Origin of the sequence: Pseudolysinimonas yzui, assembly GCF_014653215.1 — a bacterium.
GTDB lineage: Bacteria > Actinomycetota > Actinomycetes > Actinomycetales > Microbacteriaceae > Pseudolysinimonas_A > Pseudolysinimonas_A yzui.
This window is the reverse complement of sequence record NZ_BNAI01000003.1, coordinates 169438-190590: the sequence shown is the minus strand read 5'-3', so window position 1 is coordinate 190590 and position 21153 is coordinate 169438. Positions and strand designations below refer to the sequence as shown.

Sequence of the window (21153 nt, the reverse complement as noted above, 5' to 3'; positions counted from 1 at the left end):
GGCGGGTGGTCGATAGGCTTCCAGCCATGAGCACGGCGGGTGCCCCGGCGACGCGGGTCAACGACTTCGCGCTGCTCAGCCTGATCGTCGCCGTGATCCTCGCGCCGGCCGGCATCCCGCTCGCGATCATCGCGCTGCGCCAGATCAAGCGCACCGGCGAACGCGGCCGCGGGCTCGCCCTCGCGGGCCTCTGGATCGGTATCGCCGTCACGGCCATCTACCTGTTGGTGATCGCCTTCGTGCTCGTCGTCGTCGGGTGGTCGTTCTGGTTCATCGGTGAGATCCCCGACGAGGCCTGGCAGTGAGGCTCTACCCGATCCCGGTGCCCGCGGGGGCGCCCCCATGGCTCAACCTGCTGCTTCTCGCGGGCGGCATCGTGGTGTTCGTCGTGCTGCTCTGGCAGGCCGTGCGCTACTTCCGCAACAACAACAACGCCGATGACGACGAGAGCTAGTCGAACAGGTCGAGCAGTTCCCCCACGCAGTGGTACTCGCTCCACTCCGGAACCGCGCAGGCGTCACTCGACGCCTGGGTGCGGGCCGCCGCGAGCAGCTGGTCGTAGGTCGCATCCGACAGGCCCCAGCCGAGCGGCACGGTCACCGACGGTTCGGTGCCGGCGGCCGCGATCACCACCTGCTCGGAGGTCATGTCGAAGGCGGCCATCGCCCGCTGGATCCACGCGTTCGGGGTCACCTGGGTGGCCTTCGTGCCGAACCCGGCGATCGGCACCGACAGTTCGGGCACCGACTCCTGCGCTCGCGCGGCGAGGTAGGCGCCGGGGGAGTTCTGGATGTAGACGAGATACGGCACCACGTCGACATCCGCTTCGGCGTTGTAGGCATCGACCACCCGGGCGAGATCGGGGGCGATGTCGGCGATGAGCCCGAGTCCCGAGTTCTCGGCGTATCCGCCGTCGACGAGGTGCAGGCGGTCGCGGTCGTCGCCCGCCGCGCCCTCGTCGGCCCCGCAGGCGGCGCTGCGGTCGATCACGCCGCCCGGGGTGACGACTGGGAAGCGCGCCGAGAGCATGGATGCCGTGGCCCAGTCGGCCCCGAACCCGCACGATCCGAAGAAGTCGACGAGGTCGAGGGTGAGCGGCGGCTCGGCCGATCCCTGATCGCAGCGCGGGCGCTGGGCGTTGCCCTCCGTGTCACCGCCGTGCGACTCGTCGGTGGTCGATCCGAAGCGGCCGGTTCCGAGTTCGACCTGGCTCACGGCGACGCGGCAGCCGGAGAGGATGTCGGTCGAGTTGAAGACGACGAGCCCGGTCGGCGCGGCGGGGTCGGCGCCCCACGGGAGCGCGAGCCGGTCGTCGGCGGCGCGCCAGGCATCCTCGATGAGGGCCGCGCGATCCCGCCAGCGGGTCGGATCCTCGAACGTCGGCGAGCGGAGACCGGTCGTCGAGGCGAGGGGGTCGCTGCCGAACAGCCCGACGAGCGCGGCGGGGAGGGCGGCCGAGTCCCCGATGTCGTCGATCGCGGCGCGCACCCGGTCGGGGTAGTCCGGGTCCGGCCCGGCGGCATCCCCGTCGTCGTCACGGTCGAGGGTCGCGGCGACCGCCAGCCCGATCGACCCGCCGCTGACGCCGCTGGAGAGGAACACCGAGTCGGCGGCGCACCGCCCGTCGGCGGCGAACTCGGCCAGGGTCGCGACGGTCCAGGTGGCCGCCCGGATGCCGCCGCCCTCCGCCGCGACGAGCACGAGCGGGCGTACCGCGACGCCGTCGACGGTGCTCTCGCAGCCTGCGGAGCGGTCGATCCAGTCGGCGAAGGCCTGCTCGAGGTCGGGACGTTCGACCTGCTCGGGGTCGATCGCCGTGCGGTCGACCCCGTGCAATGCGACGCTGCCGCTCAGCTGCGCGACCACCAGCGGGATGACGAGCACGAGCGCGATCACCGGGTCGGAACGGAAGCCGAGCAGCTCGAACAATGCGAGCGGACGACGCCGGCGCAGACTCAGCACGATGAGCCCGAGCAGCGACGTGATCGCGCCGAGCAACCCGACGGCGACCGCGACGACGCCGAGTGCGCCCCCGACGGTGAGCGGCCAGAGTCCCGCCGCCCCGATGAAGCCGACCGCGGTGACGGCCACGACCGCGACGATGGCGATGCCGAGTCCGGTGATGCTCGGGCAGTCCTGCCGTGGGTCGAACTCGCGCAGCGCGGCTCGGCGCAGCCGCCCTCCGCTCGGCGCGGGCGGGTCGTCGGGCGACTCGATGGCCAGCCGACCCGGTAGCAGGGCCAGAGTCATCGCGACCCCGATCGCGAGCACCGTGAACACGACCGAACGCCAGAACGTGCCCGGATCGACCGCACCGCCCGCGGCGCCGACGATGACGAGCGACCCGAACGAGCGCGCGACGCCGAGGGCGCCGACGATGATCACGAGCACCGCGAGGATGTCGCCGGCCGCCGCGACACGCAGCACGAACGCCCGGTCCTCAGGCCGACCCGACGGGATGGGTTTGCCGAGCTTGCGCGGACGCCGCTTGAGCCACACCTCGAGCGCGCCCGACACCACCACGATCCCGCTCGTGGCGACGAGGAAGACCGTGAGTGGCACGGCGTCGATGTGATCGCGCAGCGGGCCGGCCGCGTAGATCAGCGCGGTGACGAGCACGATCGCGAACGGCAGAACCCAGAGAACGTACCGGCGACCGGGCCAGGCGGTGCGGGCGGTTTCGGGGGTGGTCGGGCCGTAGCTGCGGGCCTCGCCCGCTCCGCCGCGACCGCGCACGTGGGTCTCCCAGTAGAGCTGCGCGCGCTTGCGGCCGAGCAGGAACGAGGTCACGGCGAGCAGCAGGATCGCGAACAGCGCGGCCGCGAAGTGTCCCCAGCCCCGCGCGGTGTCGGCCCACGCGCGCTCGACGTCGGGCAGCTGTTCGAGCAACTCGTGCCAGGGCGGCAGCAGCGAGAGCGCCGCGAGCACGAGCACGACGACGACCGAGAGCCGCTGGGCGTACACCGCGTGCCACCCGCGACGCAGCATCGCGCGCACGTCACCGCGGAACTGCGACAGCTGCACGAACGACAGCACGAGCAGCGCGAGCGCGCCGAACTTGATCGTCGACGCTGCCGCGATCGCCCACTGCAACGCCAGGGGGAAGGGTTCATGCGCCGCGAGCACGCCCGCCGCCACCCCGAGCAGCGCATCCTCGACGAGGTCGGCGCCCAGCAGGATCAGCCAGGCCACGACGGCACGCCAGCGGGAGAGGCGGCGCGCCCGCTCGTCGTCGGTGAGCTCCGCGACCCGTTTCTCAGAAGAACCGGCGACCGGCGGCATCCATCGGGCGATGCCGCGCGAGATCAGGTAGCTGTAGACCCCGATGAAGGCGAGGTCGAGTACGAGGTAGAGCACGATCGCGGCCCACGGGCTCGCCGGGATGACGGGGTCGGGTCCCATGGTGGCGGCCCAGCCCTCCCACCCGCCGATGCGGGTGAGCGCAAGGGGGCCGGTCATCCCGAGGATCGACAGCGTGTTGCTCTGGGTGCCCGGGAACTGACCGGCGACCCGGTCGACCTCCTCGAACGCGAGGAACAGCACGACGAGGGCGACCAGCACAACAGGCATCGAACGCGCCCGGGCGGCCACCCGGTGGATCAGGTCCGACACGGCGCCTCCCTGGGGCTCGTTGCGGGTCAGGGTACGCCGCGTGGGGTTGCGGGGCTAGGCTGACATCCACAATCGAAGATCGGGCCGCACGCGATGCGGGAGAGCCCAAGGAACGCGCTTGGGCACCGAAGGAGCAAGCCTCCCCGCCAATCTCTCAGGTACACGTACCGCATCGCACAAGGCCACTCTGGAAAGCGCCCGGGCATCCGCCGGGCCGCCGTCGGTGAAAGCGCTCGCAGCGCGAAACTCTCAGGCACCATGACAGAGGGGGAGTTCTCACCACTCGCAATCGATGGAGAACTCCGTGACCGATCAGATCTCTCGCCTCTCGCCGCTGGACGCCGTGCACGTCGCCGCGGGGGCGGCGTTCACCGACTTCGCCGGGTGGAAGATGCCGGTGCGCTACGGCTCCGACCTCGCCGAGCACGAGACGGTGCGCACCGCGGCCGGGCTGTTCGACTTGAGCCACATGGCCGAGTTCCTCGTCGGCGGCACCCATGCGGCGGCGTTCCTCGACCACGCCCTCGCCGGGCAGGCCTCGGTGATCACACCGGGCCGCGCCAAGTACTCGCTCCTGCTCGCGGAGGATGGCGGCATCCTCGACGACCTCGTCGTCTACCGACTGGATGACGAGCACTTCTGGGTGGTGGCGAACGCCGCCAACCACGACGTCGTCGCGGCGGCGCTCGCCGAACGCCGGGCCCACTTCGATGTCGCCGTCACCGACGAGACCGACACCTGCGCCTTGATCGCGGTTCAGGGTCCGCAGTCGCTTTCGGTCCTCGAACGCGTGACGTCCCTCGCCGGGCCCGAGTTCCGCACGGTGCCGTACTACGGGATCGCCGAGGGAACGTACGGCGACGTGAGCGTGCTTGTCGCGCGCACCGGCTACACCGGCGAGGACGGTTTCGAACTGTACCTGGATGCCGCGGCAGCCCCGGCGCTGTGGAACGACCTCGTGGCCGCGGGTGCCGTCGCGTGCGGCCTCGCGGCGCGCGACACTCTGCGCCTCGAAGCGGGGATGCCGCTCTACGGCCACGAACTCTCCCGCGACACCTTCCCCGCGCAGGCCGGCCTCTCCCGCGTCGTCGCCCTCGGCAAACCGGGCGACTTCGTCGGCCGCGCCGCTGTCGAGGCCGGGCCGCCCGCGGGTGCACGAGTGCTCGTCGGCCTCACCGCCGAGGGCAAGCGCGCGGGTCGGGCCGGCTATCCGGTCCTGCGGGATGGCGCGGTAGTCGGCGAGGTCACGAGCGGCGCGCTGTCGCCGACTCTCGGCATCCCGATTGCCATGGCGTACGTCGACCCCGACGCGAGCGCGATCGGCACCGAACTCGCCCTGGACGTCCGCGGCACGGCGATCCCCGCCCGTGTCGTTCCCCTTCCCTTCTACTCGCGAAAGGCTGTCTCATGACCGAAGTGCGCTACACGAAAGACCACGAGTGGGTCACCGTCGACGGCGACGTCGCGACGGTGGGAATCACGACCTACGCCGCCGAGAAGCTCGGCGATGTCGTCTATGTCGACCTGCCCGCCGTCGGGGCCTCGGTCGCCGCAGGCCGCGTCGTCGGCGAGATCGAGTCGACCAAGTCGGTCGGCGAGCTGTTCGCGCCGGTCGACGGCGAGGTCGTGGAACGCAACGACGCCGTGGTCGACGACCCCTCGATGGTCAACGCCGACCCGATGGGCGCCGCCTGGCTCATCAAGGTGAAGTTCGCCGAACTGCCCGAGCTGCTGTCGGCCGCCGAGTACGAGGAGTTGACGCAGGGATGACGAACTTCGCCGACCGGCACATCGGCACCGATTCCGCGTCGCAGCAGATCATGCTGCAGGCCGTCGGGTACGCCGGCGTCGAGGAGCTGATGGATGCCGCGGTGCCGTCCGGCATCCGGGCCGCCGCCGCGCTCTCCCTGCCCGACGCGCGCTCGGAGCGTGACGCCCTCGACGACCTCCGCGTGCTCGCCGGACGCAACCGGGTGCGCCGCAGCATGATCGGTCTCGGCTATCACGGCACCATCACGCCCGCGGTCATCCAGCGCAACGTGCTCGAGAACCCGTCGTGGTACACCGCGTACACGCCCTATCAGCCGGAGATCTCGCAGGGCCGGCTCGAAGCACTCATCAACTTCCAGACGATGGTCGCCGACCTCACCGGGCTGGCGACGGCGAACGCATCGATGCTCGACGAGGCCACCGCCGTCGTCGAGGGGATGCTGCTCGCCCGTCGTGCCTCCGGATCGACGTCGAACGTCTTCCTCGTCGACTCCGACGCCCTGCCGCAGACGCTGCGCCTGCTCGCGCACCGCGCCGAGCCGCTCGGCATCTCGCTGGAGGTCACCGACTTCAGCGAAGCGCTTCCCGAAGCCTTCGGCGCCTTCATCCAGTACCCGGGTGCCTCGGGTCGCGTCTGGGACCCGCGCTCCGTCATCGAGAAGGTCCACGCATCCGGCGGCCTCGTCGTCGTCGCCGCCGACCTGCTCGCCCTCACCCTGCTCACCTCACCGGGAGAGCTCGGCGCCGACGTCGCCGTCGGCACGAGCCAGCGTTTCGGTGTGCCGATGGGCTTCGGCGGCCCGCACGCCGGGTACCTCGCCGTGAAGGCCGGGCTCGAGCGGCAGATGCCGGGTCGCCTCGTCGGCGTCTCGGTGGATGCCGACGGCCACCCCGCCTACCGGCTCTCGCTGCAGACGCGCGAGCAGCACATCCGTCGCGAGAAGGCGACGAGCAACATCTGCACCGCGCAGGTGCTGCTCGCGGTCATGGCGTCGATGTACGCGGTCTACCACGGCGCGTCGGGGCTCAAGTCGATCGCCCACCAGGTGAACCGGCTGACCCGCCTGATGGCGGATGCCCTCGGTGACGCCGTCGTGCACTCCGAGTACTTCGACACGCTGCTGGTGAGCACCCCGGATGCCGCTGCCGTGGTCGCCGAGGCGGCCGAGCGGGGCTACCTGCTGCGGCTCGTCGACGACACCCACGTCGCGGTCTCCCTCGACGAGACGACGAGCGCGCACGACGTCGAGACGGTGCTCGGCGCGTTCGGCATCGACGCGCAACTCGGGTTCAAGCCCACGGCGGTCGGGGTGCCCGAGTCGCTCGTGCGCACCTCGCGGTACCTCGAGCATCCCGTCTTCTCGGCCCACCGGTCCGAGACGACGATGATGCGCTACCTCAAGCACCTCGCCGACAAGGACTACGCACTCGACCGCGGCATGATCCCGCTCGGCTCTTGCACGATGAAGCTCAACGCCGCCACCGAGATGGCCGCCGTCACCTGGCCGGAGTTCGCCGACATCCATCCGTTCGCGCCCGACGCCGACACTTCAGGGTACCGCGACCTCATCGCGCAGCTCGAGGGCTGGCTCGCCGAACTGACCGGCTACGACGCCGTGTCGCTGCAGCCGAACGCCGGCTCGCAGGGCGAACTCGCCGGGCTGCTCGCCATCCGCGGCTACCACCTCGCCAACGGCGACACCGGCCGCAACGTCTGCCTCATCCCGTCGAGCGCGCACGGCACCAACGCCGCATCCGCAGTGCTGGCCGGCATGAAGGTCGTCGTCGTCGCGTGCGACGACGAAGGCAACGTCGACCTCGCCGATCTGCGTGCCCGCGTCACCGAACACGCGGCGGCGCTCGCCGCGCTGATGGTCACCTACCCGTCGACGCACGGCGTCTACGAGCACGAGATCCGCGCCATCACCCAGGCCGTGCACGACGCCGGCGGGCAGGTGTACATCGACGGCGCCAACCTCAACGCGCTGCTCGGGTACGCGCGCTTCGGCGACATCGGAGGGGATGTCTCGCACCTCAACCTGCACAAGACGTTCTGCATCCCGCACGGCGGGGGCGGCCCGGGCGTCGGGCCGGTCGCGGCGAAGGCGCACCTCGCGCCGTACCTGCCGCGGGGAGAGGCGAACCCCATCTCGGCCGCGCCGTACGGCAGCCCCAGCATCCTGCCGATCTCGTGGGCGTACGTGCGCATGATGGGACCTGACGGGCTCACCCGCGCCACGGGAGCCGCCGTGCTCGCCGCCAACTACGTCGCCGCCCGGTTGCGCGAGCACTTCCCGGTGCTCTACTCGGGCGACAACGGGCTCGTCGCGCACGAATGCATCCTCGACCTGCGCCCGCTGCGTGACGCGACCGGGGTGACGGTGGATGACGTCGCCAAGCGCCTCATCGACTACGGCTTCCACGCGCCGACCATGTCGTTCCCGGTCGCCGGCACCCTCATGGTCGAGCCGACCGAGAGCGAAGACCTCGCCGAGATCGATCGCTTCATCGACGCGATGATCGCGATCAAAGCCGAAGCGGATGCCGTGGCGGCCGGGCAGTGGACACCCGGCGACAACCCGCTGGTCAACGCGCCGCACACCGCGGAGTCGGTCGTCGTGGGGGAGTGGTCGCACCCGTACGCGCGCGAACTCGCCGTGTATCCGGCGCCCGGGCAGATCCACGCCAAGTACTGGCCGCCGGTGCGACGGATCGACCAGGCGTACGGCGACCGCAACCTGGTGTGCGCCTGCCCACCCATCGAAGCGTTTGCTCAGTAGTCCGGTGCCGCGTCCGAGGGTGAGGCCCGATCGAGTCAAGAGCGGGGACCCCTACCCCGATTGACTCGATCGGCCCTCGCCCTCGGCCGCTCCTGGTTCTTCGCTCGTGACACGTGCACCGTCCCGGCGCCCTCCTCATATTGCACGTCGGGTTGACACGCGCGCCCGGTGGGGCAATAGTTAAGGGAATGGTTAAGTATCGGGAAGACGTGGACGCGGTGTTGCGCGCCCTTGCCGACCCGACGCGGCGTGCGGTCGTCGAGCGGCTGGCGAAGGGTCCGGCGATCGTGTCGGCGCTCGGCGAGCCGTTCGCGATGACGCTGCCGGCGCTCATGCAGCACCTCCGCATCCTCGAGGAGGCGGGCATCGTGACGTCGCAGAAGGTCGGGCGTTCGCGCACCGTGAGCCTGCGACCCGGGGCGCTCGACGTGCTGCATCTCTGGCTCGACGGCCAGCGCACCCCCGCCGAACGCCAGGCCGACCGGCTCGGCATCCATCTCTCCCGCACCACCCCGCACCCTCCGAAGGAGACCCCATGACGCGCGTTCGTGTCGACCTGATGATCTCGCTCGACGGCTTCGCCACGACGACCGATCAGACCCCCGAGGAGCCGTTCGGGCAGGACTGGGCGCGACTCACCGCCGCCTACGCGCAGACCCGCACCTTCCGGGAACGGGTGCTGCACGACACGTCGGGGGAGGGCGAGTCGGGCGTCGACGACGACTACGCCGCCCGCTACTTCGAGGGCATCGGCGCCGAGATCATGGGGGCCGCGATGTTCGGCCTCCACGCCCATCCTGACGACACCGACTGGCGCGGCTGGTGGGGTGAAGAACCTCCGTTCGGGGTGCCGGTCTTCGTGCTCACGCACGCCCCGCGCCCGGCGATCGGGTTCGCGAACGGCACGAGTTTCGACTTCCTCACGGCGACCCCCGAGGAGGCGCTCGCCGTCGCCACCGAGGCCGCGGCCGGGGCCGATGTTCGGGTGGGCGGCGGTCCGACCACCGTGCGGTCATTCCTCGCCGCCGGGCTCGTGGACCAGCTCCACGTCGCGATCACGCCGATCCTGCTCGGGCGGGGCATCCGCCTGTGGGACGACCTCCGCGGCCTGGAGGACGGCTACCGGGTCACGACCGAGGGCGCACCGAGCGGGGTCACGCACCTCACCTTCAGCCGGGATGCCCGCGCATGACCGTCGAACGCGGTCTCGGCCACGCCGGGTTCACCCTCGTGCGCGACTACCCGGTGCCCATCGCCGCGGTATGGGCGGCCTTCGCCGAGGAGGAGCGCAAGCGCGCCTGGTTCGGCGACAGCGTCGACTGGGTGACGGGGGAGTGGCGTTTCGACTTCCGCGTCGGCGGCAGGGATGTCGCCGAAGGCACCTTCCACGACGGACCGCTGTCGCGCTACGAGGCGACCTACACCGACATCGTCGCCGAGAACCGGATCGTCATCAGCTACGACATGTGGCTCGACGACGTGCACATCTCGACCTCGGTGGCGTCGTTCGAGTTCGAGGCGACCGACGACGGAACCCGCCTCACCCACGGCGAGCACGGCATCCACCTCGACGGATTCGATCTCGACGGGTCGCTGCGCGAGCAGGGCACCGCCGAGATCCTCGACACGCTCGGGCGCTACCTCACCGCGTGATCGCGCCTACCGTGGAGCCATGAAGCTTCTCGCGGCGTTCCGGGCCTCGCGGCGGCAGCCGTGGTTGCAGGTCGCGAAGTCGGCGATCGCCACGATCGCGGCCTGGCTGATCGCCGGGGCCCTGTTCCCGGCGCATCTGCCGGTGTTCGCGGCGATCGCCGCGCTCCTCGTGGTGCAGCCGAGTCTCAACCAGTCGGTGTCGAAGGCGATCGAGCGCACGGTGGGTGTCGTCGCCGGAGTCGTGGTGGCATCCGCTTTGGCGCTCGCCTTCGGGCAGGCGACGTGGGTGATCCTCGTCGCGATCGCGGCGGCTCTGCTGATCGCCTGGCTGTTGAAGATGACGACCGGCACATCGAACCAGGTCGCGATCAGCGCGCTCCTCGTGCTGGGGCTCGGCGCGGCGACTCCGAGTTACGCCGTCGACCGGGTGCTCGAGACGATCATCGGCGCGGCCATCGGCTTCGTCGTCAACCTGGCTCTCGTGCCGCCGGTCGCGCTCGCGCCGGCGAATCGCGCGGTCGACGCGCTCGGCGACGAGATCGCGGCCTCGCTCGAACGGCTCGCCGGGGCCCTCGCGACGCCCCAGACGCTTCAGGAACTCGAGGAGTTGATGATCACCGCGCGGCTGATGCGACCGATGGTGGTGTCGGCGGATGCAGCACTGACGACCGCGGCCGAGTCGCTGACCCTGAACCCGCGCGGACGGCGTCGACGAGACGAATTGGAGCGGTTGGAGACGACCCTGCGGCGCTTCTCGCCGATCGTCACCCAGGTGATCGGCATGACCCGTGCGGTCTATGACCGGTACGACGATCAGCTCGCCGCCGAGCCCACGGTTCGTGCCATCGCGGAGCAGTTGCGCCGAGCCGCGCACGACGCACGACGCGTGACGCGCCGAGCCGTCGCCGATCCGGCTGAGCCACCGACGGAGTCCCTCCCCGCCCTCACCGCGCCACTCGCGATCGGAGTGCCTGCGTCCCAGCACTGGATCCTGATCGGGTTCCTGCTCGAAGACCTGCGCCGCATCCACGAGGCGCTGACCGAAGACCCGGCCGCTTAGGTCGGCGGAGCGAACAGCTCCGGCCAGGCGTTCGCCGCAGCGGGTGCGCCGACGAGCACGACGGCGTCGATCGCGAAGTGGGTGACCACGAACGGGATGACCCGTCGCTCCGCACCTCGGGTGTAGAGCCAGCCGAACACGACGCCCATCGCGAAGTTCGCGACGAACGCGCCGTAGCCCTGGTAGAGGTGGTAGGTGCCGCGGATGGCGGCGGAGGTGAGGATGATCGCCCACCGCCCGAAGCGGAGGTCGCCGAGGCGGGCGAACAGGTAGCCGATCATGATCACCTCCTCCTGGATGGCGGCCCGCGCCGCGGTGAGCAGCAGCACCGGGATCGTCCACCACTGTTCGGTGAGATTCGACGCGCTGATGCCCACGCCGATGCCGAGGGCGCGCCCGGCGAGGAAGATGCCGAGCCCGGCGATGCCGATCGGCAGGGCGAGGCCGAGGCCGAAGAGGGTGTCGCGCACCGGATGCTTCGCGTCGATTCCGAGGCGGCCGAGATGCGGCTTCGTCGCACTCCACAGCAGGAAGCAGACCAATGCCACCGGGAACAGGTCGGATGCGATGCCGAGCAGCTGGTACAACAGGTCGAAGATCGGGCGGGAGTCGCGACTCGCCACGATCGTCGCCGTCTGGTCGGCGAGCGGCGTCTCGTAGGTCGCGCGGTTGATGAGCGTGACGATCGAGTAGAGCGCCGACATCCCGAGCGACAGCCCGAGCACGATGACGATCTCGGCGACGATGCGGCGACGGGCCGGCACCGCCGGCGGTGCGGCTGTCACGCGGTCGGCCGGGGCATCGCGCACGCCGGCGTGCCTCCGGGCAGGCGATGGCGGAAGCGCGCGATCAGCGCGTACGCCATGGCGGCGGCCCAGGAGAAGGGGGGGGTGACGAGCAGGTGACCGAGGAAGCGCCACCCGACCGTGCGTTGGGCTCGGAACAGGGCGGCGACCGCGGCGTGGCCACTGTCGCGTCGGCCGTCGACGAGCAACCAGACGTAGTGGGTGACGTCGTGCCGGGTCAGCCCGAGAGATTCGTAGTCGACCCATTGCCAGGGCTGCGACTCGGGGAAGACCGGCAACATCCGTTCAAGGCGCCGCACCCAGGTTGTGCAGAACGCACAATCGCCGTCGAAGACGAGAAGGGGCGTCTGGGGGGCCACATTTCGATGCTACGCGGGCTGCTTCGGGCGATTCGTCAAGCGGGTGAGGCCTGTTTGCAGGAATTGTGCGTCGCGCGCCTGATTCCTGCACAATCCCCGCGTCGGCGCAAGAATCCTCAGACCTGGTTTCCGCCTTGTAACGATTCCTCCCACAAATTTTGACCCGCACTCACCCCCTATCTAGGGTCGAGCTATCCGGCGTGGCACGCCGAGGTCCGTCGCCGTGCCTCGCCTCACATTGCACAGGAGGAACATTGCGTATTCGCAGATTCGGCGCCGCTGGTGCCGCGATCGCAGCAGGTGCTCTCGTACTCGCAGGTTGTGCCCCCGGGGGCGGCTCAGAGATCGAAGAAGGCACCGCGCTGAGCGTCGCGTGGAACCAGGCGTTCTACGCCTACAACGGCAACACGGCAGACGGTAACGCCACCGCGAACAACAACATCATCTACATGATGAGCGACAGTTTCGCGTACTACGACGACACCCCGGCTCTGGTCCAGAACCCGGACTTCGGTTCCTACGAGAAGCTCTCGGACGACCCGCTGACCATCAAGTACACCCTCGCCGATGGCGTGAAGTGGTCGGACGGCACCGCGGTCAGCACCGCGGACCTCCTCCTGTCGTGGGCGGCGAACAGCGGTGCCTTCAACAACGTCGAGCCGGAGGTCGACCCGGAGACCGGTGAGGTCCTCAACCAGGACGAGATCGACGCCGGTGTCTTCTTCGACTCCGCGGCGATCGGCGGCGGGCTCGACCTCGTCACCGAGGTTCCCGAGGTCGACGGCAACTCGATCACGATGACCTACTCCGAGCCGTTCGTCGACTGGGAGCTGGCCTTCAACCTCCAGCTCATCCCGGCGCACGTGACCTACCAGCAGTCGGTGGATGACGCGGCGTCCGACGCCGACGCCGCCGCCGCGGTCGCGACCGCGATCGAAGAGGGCGACACCGAGGTTCTCGGCCCGCTCTCGGCGTTCTGGAGCCACGGCTACGACATGGTCTCCATGCCGTCCGACCCCGACCTGGTGCTGTCCTACGGCCCGTACGTGATCACCGACCTCGTCCAGGACGAGTTCGTGACGCTGACGGCCAACGAGGGCTACACCTGGGGCGAGCACAAGCCGGTCATCGAAGAGATCACGGTCCGCTTCATCGGCGACCCGCTCGCCGCGGTGCAGGCGCTCGAGAACGGCGAGGTCAGCATCATCGCCCCGCAGTCGACCGCCGACATCCTGACCGCTCTCGAGGGCCTGGATGACGTCACGGTGGACACCACCTCCGACGCGACCTACGAGCACGTCGACCTGACCGTCAACAACGGCGGCCCGTTCGACCCCGCGACCTACGGCGGCGACGCCGAGAAGGCGCAGCTCGTTCGTCAGGCGTTCCTCAAGACGATCCCGCGTGCGGAGATCATCGAGAAGCTGATCAAGCCCCTGAACCCGGAAGCGGTCCTCGATGACTCGCAGACCATCTTCCCGGGGGCTCCGGGCTACGACGACATGATCGCCGAGAACGGTTCGGCCGAGTACGCCGAGGTCGACATCGAGGGCGCCAAGGCGCTGCTGGCCGAAGCGGGCGTCACCACGCCGGTCGAGGTCAACTTCATGTACGCGCTGAGCAACCCGCGCCGTGTCAACGAGTACCAGCTGATCGCCGAGTCGGCCGCGCAGGCGGGCTTCACCGTGATCGACGCCGGTAACGACGACTGGGGCTCGAAGCTGGGCGACGGTTCGTACGACGCCGTCGTGTTCGGTTGGCAGTCGACGTCCACCGCGGTGACCTCGTCGCAGGCCACGTTCTACAGCACCGGTGGTAACAACCTCAACGGGTACGCAAACGAAGAGGTCGACGCGCTGTACGACCAGCTCGCGGTCGAGTACGACCCCGAGGCTCAGATCGACCTCCTCATCGAGATCGAGAAGATCCTCTGGGCCGACGCCTACGGCGTCACCGTGTTCCAGTTCCCGGGCGTGACGGCCTACGACAACACCGTCGTCGACGGCGTCGTTCCCGCTCCGCTCGCCCCGATGTTCTTCTGGAACTTCTGGGAGTGGGAGCTGGTCGGCTAGTCCGATCAGACCCGCGGCATAACCGCGGAGGCGCCGGGGCTGGTTCGCCCGCCCCGGCGCCTTCCACGCCGTCGACCGACGGCCGCCCAGGAAGAACCGAGGAACACCGACGTGCTCACCTTTCTCGTCCGCCGCCTTCTCGCATCGCTCGTGGTGCTGTTGGTGGCCTCATACATCGTCTACGTACTCACCGCGTACTCCGGTGACCCCCTAGAAGACCTGCGCCAGAGCACAGCTCGCAACAAGGAATACTTGATGCAGCAGCGCACCGAGAAGTTCAATCTCGACGTGCCCCCGCCGCTGCGGTACTTCATCTGGCTCAGCGGCCTGCTGCGAGGCTTCATCGGCCAGTTCACGCTCGGCGAGAATATCCTCGGCCAGGCGGTCACCGATCAGGTCGCGGCCGCGATCGGCATGACCCTGCAGCTGATCACCGCCTCCCTCGTGCTCGCCGTGTTCATCGGCATCACGATCGGCATCACGACGGCCCTGCGGCAGTACAGCACCTACGACTACTCCGCGACGTTCCTGTCGTTCCTCTTCTTCTCGCTGCCCTCGTTCTGGGTGGCGGTCATGCTCAAGCAGTACGTCGGCATCGCCTTCAACGACTACCTCGAGGATCCGGTGATCCCGCCACTGGTGATCGTCGGCGTCGCACTCGTCGCCGGCCTGGTGTGGATGGTGATCATCGGTGGTCCCGTGCGTCGACGGCTTATCGTGTTCGCCTCTGCGACGCTCGCGACGGGAGCGGTGTTCACCTTCATCGCCTTGACCGACTGGTTCAACGACCCGAGCCTCGGCATCGTCGTGATCGCCTTGCTCGGAGCCGGAGTGGCGGTGCTCGTGACGGCTCTGGTCGCGGGGCTGCGCAACCGCAAGGCGTTGTACACGAGCCTCGTCGTCGCCCTCGTCGGCGTCGCCCTCTACTACCCGTTCCAGCTCATCTCGCTCTCGCTGACGCTCTGGTCGGTGATCGCGCTCGGCGTGCTCGCGATCGTGGTCGGTGTCGTCATCGGCTGGCTGTTCGCCGGGCCCGACCGCGACCAGTCGATGCGCGCGGGCGGCATCACCGCCCTGTTCGTCGGCCTGCTCGTGCTGCTCGACCGCTTCATGCAGTCGTGGGACATCTACGTCGGCAGCGGCACGATCAACGGTCGCCCGATCGGTACCGTCGGTTCGGCGACTCCCGGCCTGACCGGAAGCTTCTGGATCGAAGGCATCGACACCTTCACCCACCTGCTTCTGCCCACGGCGGGGCTGATGCTCATCTCCCTCGCCGGCTACAGCCGCTACTCGCGGGCGAGCCTCCTCGAGGTGATGAACCAGGACTACATCCGCACGGCACGCGCCAAGGGCCTCACCGAGCGCACCGTCGTGGTGCGTCACGCGTTCCGCAACGCCCTCATCCCGCTGACCACGATCGTCGCCTTCGACGTCGGGGGACTCATCGGCGGGGCGGTGATCACCGAGAACGTCTTCGGCTGGTCGGGGATGGGCAAGCTCTTCGTCGACGCCCTGACCACGGTCGACGTCAACCAGATGATGGGCTTCTTCCTGGTGACCGGCGTCGTGGCGATCACCTTCAATCTCCTGGCCGACCTCGCATACTCGGCCCTCGATCCGCGAATCCGGGTGAACTCGTGAACAGCATGATCCCTCCCAGCGATCCGGAGCGGCAGAACATCGAAGAGACGACGCACTTCCCGGAGACGAGCGAAGACGACGTCGAACAGGTCGAGAACGCGATCGAGCTCAAAGAGGTCGAAGGCATCAGCCAGACGCGCCTCGTGCTGCGGCGATTCGTGCGCCACAAGGCCGCGATGATCTCGCTGTTCGTCTTCCTCGGCGTCGTCGGGCTCGCGTTCAGCTCGATCGGCATAGACGCGATGGGAATCAAGACCCCGGGCTGGTGGCAGTTCAACTCCGTCGCGATCTACGACCTCCTCGACGGCGGCGTGCCTTCGGCGACCCATCCGTTCGGCCAAGACGAGGTCGGACACGACATCTTCGCGCAGGTGATGCGGGGGACGCAGCAATCGCTCATGATCGTGTTCGTCGCCGGCATCGTCGCGACCCTTCTCGGCGTGCTCGTCGGTTCGATCGCAGGCTTCTTCCGGGGGCGGATCGATCAGCTGCTCATGCGTTTCACCGACGCGATCATCATCATCCCGGTGCTCGTCATCACCGCGGTGCTCGGGTCGACCTTCAATCGCAGCGGATCGTTCGTGCTGGCCATCGTGCTCGGGCTGGTGCTCTGGACCGGCATGTCGCGACTCGTCCGCGGCGACGTGCTGAGCCTGCGCGAGCGGGAGTACGTGGATGCCGCACGCGTCGCCGGTGCGAGCAATAGCCGGATCATCTTCCGGCACATCCTTCCGAACGCGATCGGCGTCATCATCGTCAACGCGACGCTCGTGATGTCTGCGACGATCCTCACCGAGGCCGCGGTCTCGTTCCTCGGCTTCGGGGTGCAGTTCCCCGACGTGTCGCTCGGGAGCCTGATCCACAACTTCCAAACGGCGTTCAACACGCGCCCCTGGTTGTTCTGGTGGCCGGGTCTGTTCATCATCATCATCGCGCTGACCATCAACTTCATCGGCGACGGTCTACGCGATGCCTTCGACCCGCGGCAGAAGCGCGGGCTGAACCGCGTCGCCCGCAAGCAGCGCACCGTCGTCCGGCCCGCAGAGGAGGTCGGTGCATGAGCGCCGTCGCCGAAGCGAACCGGGCGCTAGGGCAGGAAGAAGCCCGCCACGGTCGCCGCGGTCAGAGCCAGGAGCACTGCGATGCGGGGCCACAGCCACTGCGTCGTCACCGACACCGCGGCGGTCAAGGCGTCGTCGTCGCGCAGCTGCTCCCAGCGGCGTCGCACGTAGTAGGCCGCGAGGCCGGACTCCGACTCGGGCAGGTCACCGAGCCCGACGCTGGCGCCCGGGCCGTACGTCGATTCGGGAAGACCCTTCAGCTCGGTCTTCGAGACCCGCGCCATGGCGTAGCGACTCGGCGCGGGCGCGGACCACGCGGTGACCGATCCGTTGCGGACGTACAGCCGCAACGACCAGCGGGTGTCGATGCGCTCGATCGCCGACCAGGAGACGGTGACCCGGCGCAACGGGTTGTCGACGATCACCGCATGGTCGGCGATCGTCACGGACGGCGCCCAGAACAGCAGCCAGACCAGGTAGGCGGTCAGCACGACGCCCCAACCGTGCAGCAGCATCCCGAGGGGGTCGCCGACGACGAGGAACGTCGCCAGAGCCGCCACGGCGAGGGCCGCCACCAGCAGCGTGAGAACCAGCCCGAATCGGGGACGGAGCCGAACGCCCGGGGAATCCTGCTCGGGAGCGCTCATCTCCCCATCGTCCCAGAGTTTTTCCAGCAAGACGGAGTGACCCGATGAACGCCTCGGCGACCAGTACGACCGACCCGATCCTGAAGGTCGACAAGCTCTCCGTCGACTTCTGGGTGAGCGGGGAGTGGTATCCGGCTGCGATCGATCTCGACTACGAGGTGCTGCCCGGCGAGGTCATGGCCGTCGTCGGCGAGTCCGGCTCGGGTAAGAGCTCGTCCGCCATGGCCCTCATGGGTCTCCTCCCGGGCAACTCGCGCGTGAGCGGCAGCATCAAGCTGAGCGGTCGTGAGGTCGCCGGGCTCGAGGGGGCGGCACTGCGTCGCCTGCGCGGCAAGGATGTCGCGGTCATCTTCCAGGAGCCGATGACGGCGCTCAACCCGGTCTTCACGATCGGGTTCCAGATCGTCGAGGCGATCCGCAGCCAGCTGCAGGTCGGCCCGACCGAGGCGCGCTCGCGGGCGATCGAGCTGCTCGGCATGGTCGAGATCCCCGACCCCGAGGTGGCCTTCTCGAAGTACCCGCACCAGCTCTCCGGCGGCCAGCGCCAGCGCGCCATGATCGCGATGGCGATCTCGTGCGATCCGCTTCTGCTGATCGCCGACGAGCCGACGACGGCGCTCGACGTCACCGTGCAGGCCGAGATCCTCGACCTGCTGCGCAACCTCCGCGGCCGGCTCAACAGCGCCATCCTGCTCATCACGCACGACCTCGGTGTGGTCGCCGACCTCGCCGACCACATCGTCGTCATGAAGGACGGCCGGATCGTCGAGCGCGGCCCGATCGAGGAGATCTACAAGCGCCCGCAGCATCCGTACACCCAGCAGCTGCTCGCGGCCATCCCGCACCTGGGCACCGCGGTGCTGAACGTCAACGAGACCGAGGTGGCCGCCGCCGCGGCGCGACAGAAGATCGAGCCGGTGCTCGCACTCGAAGGCGTGTCGATCGACTACCCGAAGCGGGGTCGCATCCCGGCCTTCCGCGCCGTCGAGAAGGTCGACCTCGTCATCAGGCCCGGTGAGGTGCTGGGTCTCGTCGGCGAGTCCGGCTCGGGCAAGACCACCGTCGGCCGCGCCGCCGTCGGGCTGCTGCCGGTGGCCGAAGGGTCACTGCGGATCCTCGGGCAAGACATCTCGCAGGTCTCCAGCAAGGAACTTCGGGCCATCCGACGCCAGGTCGGGATCGTCTTCCAGGACCCCGGCTCGTCGCTCAACCCGCGCTGGCCGATCGGCGACAGCATCGGGGAGCCGCTGCTGCTCGCCCAGGAGGCGAAAGGCGCCGACCTCAGCAAGCGGGTGGAGCGGCTGCTCGACCAGGTGGAGCTGCCGCGTTCCTTCCGCAACCGCTACCCGCACGAGCTCTCGGGCGGCCAGCGGCAGCGCGTCGGCATCGCCCGCGCGCTCGCCCTGCGGCCCAGCCTGCTGGTCGCCGACGAACCGACGAGTGCCCTCGACGTGTCGGTGCAGTCGCGCTTCCTCGCGCTGCTTCAGGGTCTGCAGGAGGAGCTGCAGTTCGCCTGCCTCTTCGTCAGCCACGACCTCGCCGTCGTCGACCTGCTCGCGCACCGCATCGCGGTGATGCACCGCGGCAAGATCGTCGAGACCGGAACGCGTGACGAGATCCTGCGTTCGCCGAAAGAGGCCTACACGCAGCGACTTCTCGCCGCCGTGCCCGTGCCCGACCCCGAGGAGCAGCGCAAGCGGCGGGAGAGCCGCCGGGCGCGTTGAGCGGCGTCCCGTAGGCTCGGGACGATGAGGGTGCACCTGCCGACGACGGCGCTCCGGATCACGGCAGCGGCCGTGGGGGCCGCGCTCCTGCTGAGCGGTTGCACGACGTCGACCGTCGTCGCGGGCAGCGAGGTCGGGGTCGCGGTCGCGGAACCGTTCACCTCGCTCAACCCGGCCACCTCGTACGGCCGATCCAGCGCGACCAACGCCGACGTGGCGTGGCTCACCGGTGGGGCGTTCGCCTACTACGACGACGCCTACCGACTCGTCGAGGACCACTCCTTCGGCACGGCGCAGATCGTCGCCGAGGATCCGCTCACCGTGCGGTACCAGGTCTCGGCCGACGCCCGGTGGTCGGACGGCACGCCGGTCGACGCCGCCGACCTGCTGCTCGCCTGGGCCGCCGACTCGGGGGTGCTCAACACCCCCGACTTCGACGACTCCGAGTACGTCGACCCCGAAACCGGGCGCTACACCGACGACTTTCCCGACGATGTCGTGTTCTTCGACGGCCGCATCGGCGGCGGGCTCGAACACGCGACGCAGACGCCCCAACTCGGCGACGACGGGCGCACCCTGTTCGTTCACTTCGACGAATACGTGCCGACCTGGCAGACAGCGCTCGCCCCCGGCATCCCGGCGCACGTTCTGCAGACGGTGGCGACCGGACGCGACTACGAGGATGCCGACAGCGCTCAAGACGACCTGGTCGCCGCGATCGTCGATCGGGATGCCGACGCGCTGGGGGCACTCGCCCGCACCTGGAACGACGCGTACAACATCGACGAAACCGCCGGCGATCGCACCCCGGAGGATGCGACCCTGTTGCTCTCGGCGGGGCCGTACATCGTCACCGCGATCGACGCCGAGGGTGTCACGCTCGACGCCAACCCCGAGTACCGGGGCGACCGCAGGCCGACGATCGAGACGATCCAGGTGCGCTACTCGCCCGAGCCGCTCGAGACCGTGCGCCTGCTCGCCGACGGTGAGGTCGACATCGCGACCGTCGTGCCGACCGAGGACACCGCCTCGGCGCTGCTCGACGTCGACGGCGTCAGCGTCGTCGCCGGCACCGACAGCCGCATCGAGCACCTCGACCTGCAGTTCGCCGACAGCCGCACCGGCGTCTTCACCGACCCGCGCGTTCGGCAGGCGTTCCTGCACGTCGTGCCCCGGCAGCAGATCCTCGACGCCGTGGTCACCCCGGTCCAGCCCGACGCCATGCTGCTCGACTCGTTCCTGCTGCGCCCCGGAGCCGACGGATATGCCGACGCGATCGCCGAGAACGGCTCCGCCGACTACGCCACGACGGATGTCGACGCCGCCGCCGACCTGCTCGCCGAAGCGAACGTGACGGCCCCCACCGTGTGCCTGCTCTTCGACCCGGCAAGCGATCGGCGGCTCGAGGAGTTCGCGCTCATCCAGAAGAGCGCCGCCCGCGCCGGGTTCAGCGTCACCGACTGCTCGAGCCCCGACTGGCAGGGTCTGCTCGGCGTCGCCGGAGCGTACGACGCCGCGCTCTTCGCCTGGGACACCACGCGCCTCGGCCCCGGTGCGGCGGGCGCCATCTTCCGCAGCGACTCCGCCCTGGCCAACTTCACCCGCTACGCCAACCCCGACGTCGACGCCCTCGTCGACGAACTCGCCCGCGCCACCGACCCCGGCGACCAGGCCCGGATCGCCACCGAGATCGACACCCACCTCTACCAGGACGCCTACGGCCTTCCCCTCTACGCCTACCCGACGCTGACCGCGGTCAGCAGCGACGTCGAGAACGTCACGAGGAGCCCCCTCGCGCGCGGAGTGTTCTGGAACGCATGGGAGTGGGCTCCCGCCTCTTCCGAGTAACCCTTGTTAGGTGGGGGAGGGCTGGGGTAGCCCATCCTGACGTTTGCGAGAGCAGACCGGAAGACGTGGGCATTCGAGTTACTCAGGGCGGGCCACCCCACCCAACCCCGTACACTT

At 69.4% G+C, this 21153-nt stretch carries 18 protein-coding genes and 1 riboswitch; of the genes, 14 read left to right on the top strand and 4 right to left on the bottom strand.

The features are described 5' to 3' along the window. The first annotated feature begins 26 nt into the window (after positions 1–26). Both IE173_RS09545 and IE173_RS09540 read left to right on the top strand, forming a co-directional pair. The gene (locus IE173_RS09545; RefSeq protein WP_191283239.1) at positions 27–305 is read left to right on the top strand and encodes a DUF4190 domain-containing protein; all 279 of its coding nucleotides are present in this window, start codon (positions 27–29) and stop codon (positions 303–305) included. Continuing rightward, positions 302–454 (top strand): hypothetical protein, encoded by a 153-nt coding sequence (locus IE173_RS09540; RefSeq protein WP_191283238.1) that lies wholly within the window; start codon positions 302–304, stop codon positions 452–454. The genes IE173_RS09545 and IE173_RS09540 overlap by 4 nt, the downstream gene beginning before the upstream one ends. Here IE173_RS09540 and IE173_RS09535 read toward each other — a convergent pair. After that, the gene (locus tag IE173_RS09535) at positions 451–3612 is read right to left on the bottom strand and encodes a hypothetical protein (RefSeq protein WP_191283237.1); all 3162 of its coding nucleotides are present in this window, start codon (positions 3610–3612) and stop codon (positions 451–453) included. The genes IE173_RS09540 and IE173_RS09535 overlap by 4 nt on opposite strands. Before the next feature lie 86 nt (positions 3613–3698). Then, a riboswitch (glycine riboswitch) is annotated at positions 3699–3792 on the top strand. A gap of 124 nt (positions 3793–3916) precedes the next feature. On the opposite strand from IE173_RS09535, the gene gcvT reads away from it, so the two are divergent. The 7 genes from gcvT (at position 3917) to IE173_RS09500 (ending at position 10875) form a co-directional block, all read left to right on the top strand. Then, positions 3917–5023, top strand: a complete 1107-nt coding sequence (gene gcvT / locus IE173_RS09530; RefSeq protein ID WP_229842020.1) for a glycine cleavage system aminomethyltransferase GcvT — start codon at positions 3917–3919, stop codon at positions 5021–5023. Beyond that, positions 5020–5382 (top strand): glycine cleavage system protein GcvH, encoded by a 363-nt coding sequence (gene gcvH, locus IE173_RS09525; RefSeq protein ID WP_191283235.1) that lies wholly within the window; start codon positions 5020–5022, stop codon positions 5380–5382. The genes gcvT and gcvH overlap by 4 nt, the downstream gene beginning before the upstream one ends. Continuing rightward, entirely contained in the window at positions 5379–8162 is a 2784-nt protein-coding gene (gene gcvP / locus IE173_RS09520) for an aminomethyl-transferring glycine dehydrogenase (protein ID WP_191283234.1), read from the top strand. The genes gcvH and gcvP overlap by 4 nt, the downstream gene beginning before the upstream one ends. Positions 8163–8350: 188 nt before the next feature. Further along, complete coding sequence (locus IE173_RS09515) at positions 8351–8701, top strand: ArsR/SmtB family transcription factor (RefSeq protein WP_191283233.1); 351 nt, start codon at positions 8351–8353, stop codon at positions 8699–8701. After that, positions 8698–9354 carry a dihydrofolate reductase family protein gene (locus tag IE173_RS09510; RefSeq protein ID WP_191283232.1) on the top strand — a complete coding sequence of 219 codons (657 nt, stop codon included), beginning with the start codon at positions 8698–8700 and terminating at the stop codon, positions 9352–9354. Before IE173_RS09515 ends, IE173_RS09510 begins: the two co-directional genes overlap by 4 nt. Further along, entirely contained in the window at positions 9351–9815 is a 465-nt protein-coding gene (locus tag IE173_RS09505; protein ID WP_191283231.1) for an SRPBCC domain-containing protein, read from the top strand. Before IE173_RS09510 ends, IE173_RS09505 begins: the two co-directional genes overlap by 4 nt. Positions 9816–9834: 19 nt before the next feature. Continuing rightward, positions 9835–10875, top strand: coding sequence for an FUSC family protein (locus IE173_RS09500; protein ID WP_191283230.1), 1041 nt, complete (start codon positions 9835–9837; stop codon positions 10873–10875). On the opposite strand, the gene IE173_RS09495 is transcribed toward IE173_RS09500, so the two are convergent. Both IE173_RS09495 and IE173_RS15495 read right to left on the bottom strand, forming a co-directional pair. After that, positions 10872–11684: a CPBP family intramembrane glutamic endopeptidase gene (locus tag IE173_RS09495; RefSeq protein ID WP_229842019.1), complete on the bottom strand. Its 813-nt coding sequence runs from the start codon at positions 11682–11684 to the stop codon at positions 10872–10874. The genes IE173_RS09500 and IE173_RS09495 overlap by 4 nt on opposite strands. Continuing rightward, complete coding sequence (locus tag IE173_RS15495; protein ID WP_229842018.1) at positions 11657–12040, bottom strand: thiol-disulfide oxidoreductase DCC family protein; 384 nt, start codon at positions 12038–12040, stop codon at positions 11657–11659. Before IE173_RS15495 ends, IE173_RS09495 begins: the two co-directional genes overlap by 28 nt. A 254-nt stretch (positions 12041–12294) precedes the next feature. Here IE173_RS15495 and IE173_RS09490 point away from each other — a divergent pair, with 254 nt between their 5' ends. The 3 genes from IE173_RS09490 to IE173_RS09480 all read left to right on the top strand — a co-directional run bounded on the left by IE173_RS09490 (position 12295) and on the right by IE173_RS09480 (position 16817). Beyond that, on the top strand, positions 12295–14112 hold the full coding sequence (locus IE173_RS09490; RefSeq protein ID WP_191283228.1) for an ABC transporter family substrate-binding protein: 1818 nt from the start codon (positions 12295–12297) through the stop codon (positions 14110–14112). Between the two features lie 111 nt (positions 14113–14223). Beyond that, positions 14224–15756, top strand: a complete 1533-nt coding sequence (locus tag IE173_RS09485) for an ABC transporter permease (RefSeq protein ID WP_191283227.1) — start codon at positions 14224–14226, stop codon at positions 15754–15756. Between the two features lie 5 nt (positions 15757–15761). Continuing rightward, on the top strand, positions 15762–16817 hold the full coding sequence (locus tag IE173_RS09480; protein WP_191283226.1) for an ABC transporter permease: 1056 nt from the start codon (positions 15762–15764) through the stop codon (positions 16815–16817). Positions 16818–16843: 26 nt separating this feature from the next. Here IE173_RS09480 and IE173_RS09475 read toward each other — a convergent pair whose 3' ends face one another. Then, positions 16844–17464 carry a PH domain-containing protein gene (locus IE173_RS09475; RefSeq protein WP_191283225.1) on the bottom strand — a complete coding sequence of 207 codons (621 nt, stop codon included), beginning with the start codon at positions 17462–17464 and terminating at the stop codon, positions 16844–16846. A 44-nt stretch (positions 17465–17508) separates the two neighbouring features. Between IE173_RS09475 and IE173_RS09470 the strand changes: the two genes are divergently transcribed. Then, positions 17509–19188 (top strand): dipeptide ABC transporter ATP-binding protein, encoded by a 1680-nt coding sequence (locus IE173_RS09470; protein ID WP_191283224.1) that lies wholly within the window; start codon positions 17509–17511, stop codon positions 19186–19188. 24 nt (positions 19189–19212) lie between these two features. Next, positions 19213–21036, top strand: coding sequence for an ABC transporter substrate-binding protein (locus IE173_RS09465; RefSeq protein ID WP_191283223.1), 1824 nt, complete (start codon positions 19213–19215; stop codon positions 21034–21036). Positions 21037–21153: the final 117 nt, after the last annotated feature.

Bases quoted from the DNA above. Each gene is read 5' to 3' on its own strand.
- IE173_RS09545 (WP_191283239.1), top strand. From the start codon at position 27: ATGAGCACGGCGGGTGCCCCGGCGACGCGGGTCAACGACTTCGCGCTG.
- gcvH (WP_191283235.1), top strand. From the start codon at position 5,020: ATGACCGAAGTGCGCTACACGAAAGACCACGAGTGGGTCACCGTCGAC.
- gcvP (WP_191283234.1), top strand. From the start codon at position 5,379: ATGACGAACTTCGCCGACCGGCACATCGGCACCGATTCCGCGTCGCAG.
- IE173_RS09515 (WP_191283233.1), top strand. From the start codon at position 8,351: ATGGTTAAGTATCGGGAAGACGTGGACGCGGTGTTGCGCGCCCTTGCC.
- IE173_RS09510 (WP_191283232.1), top strand. From the start codon at position 8,698: ATGACGCGCGTTCGTGTCGACCTGATGATCTCGCTCGACGGCTTCGCC.
- IE173_RS09505 (WP_191283231.1), top strand. From the start codon at position 9,351: ATGACCGTCGAACGCGGTCTCGGCCACGCCGGGTTCACCCTCGTGCGC.
- IE173_RS09500 (WP_191283230.1), top strand. From the start codon at position 9,835: ATGAAGCTTCTCGCGGCGTTCCGGGCCTCGCGGCGGCAGCCGTGGTTG.
- IE173_RS09480 (WP_191283226.1), top strand. From the start codon at position 15,762: ATGATCCCTCCCAGCGATCCGGAGCGGCAGAACATCGAAGAGACGACG.
- IE173_RS09475 (WP_191283225.1), bottom strand. From the start codon at position 17,464: ATGAGCGCTCCCGAGCAGGATTCCCCGGGCGTTCGGCTCCGTCCCCGA.
- IE173_RS09470 (WP_191283224.1), top strand. From the start codon at position 17,509: ATGAACGCCTCGGCGACCAGTACGACCGACCCGATCCTGAAGGTCGAC.
- IE173_RS09465 (WP_191283223.1), top strand. From the start codon at position 19,213: ATGAGGGTGCACCTGCCGACGACGGCGCTCCGGATCACGGCAGCGGCC.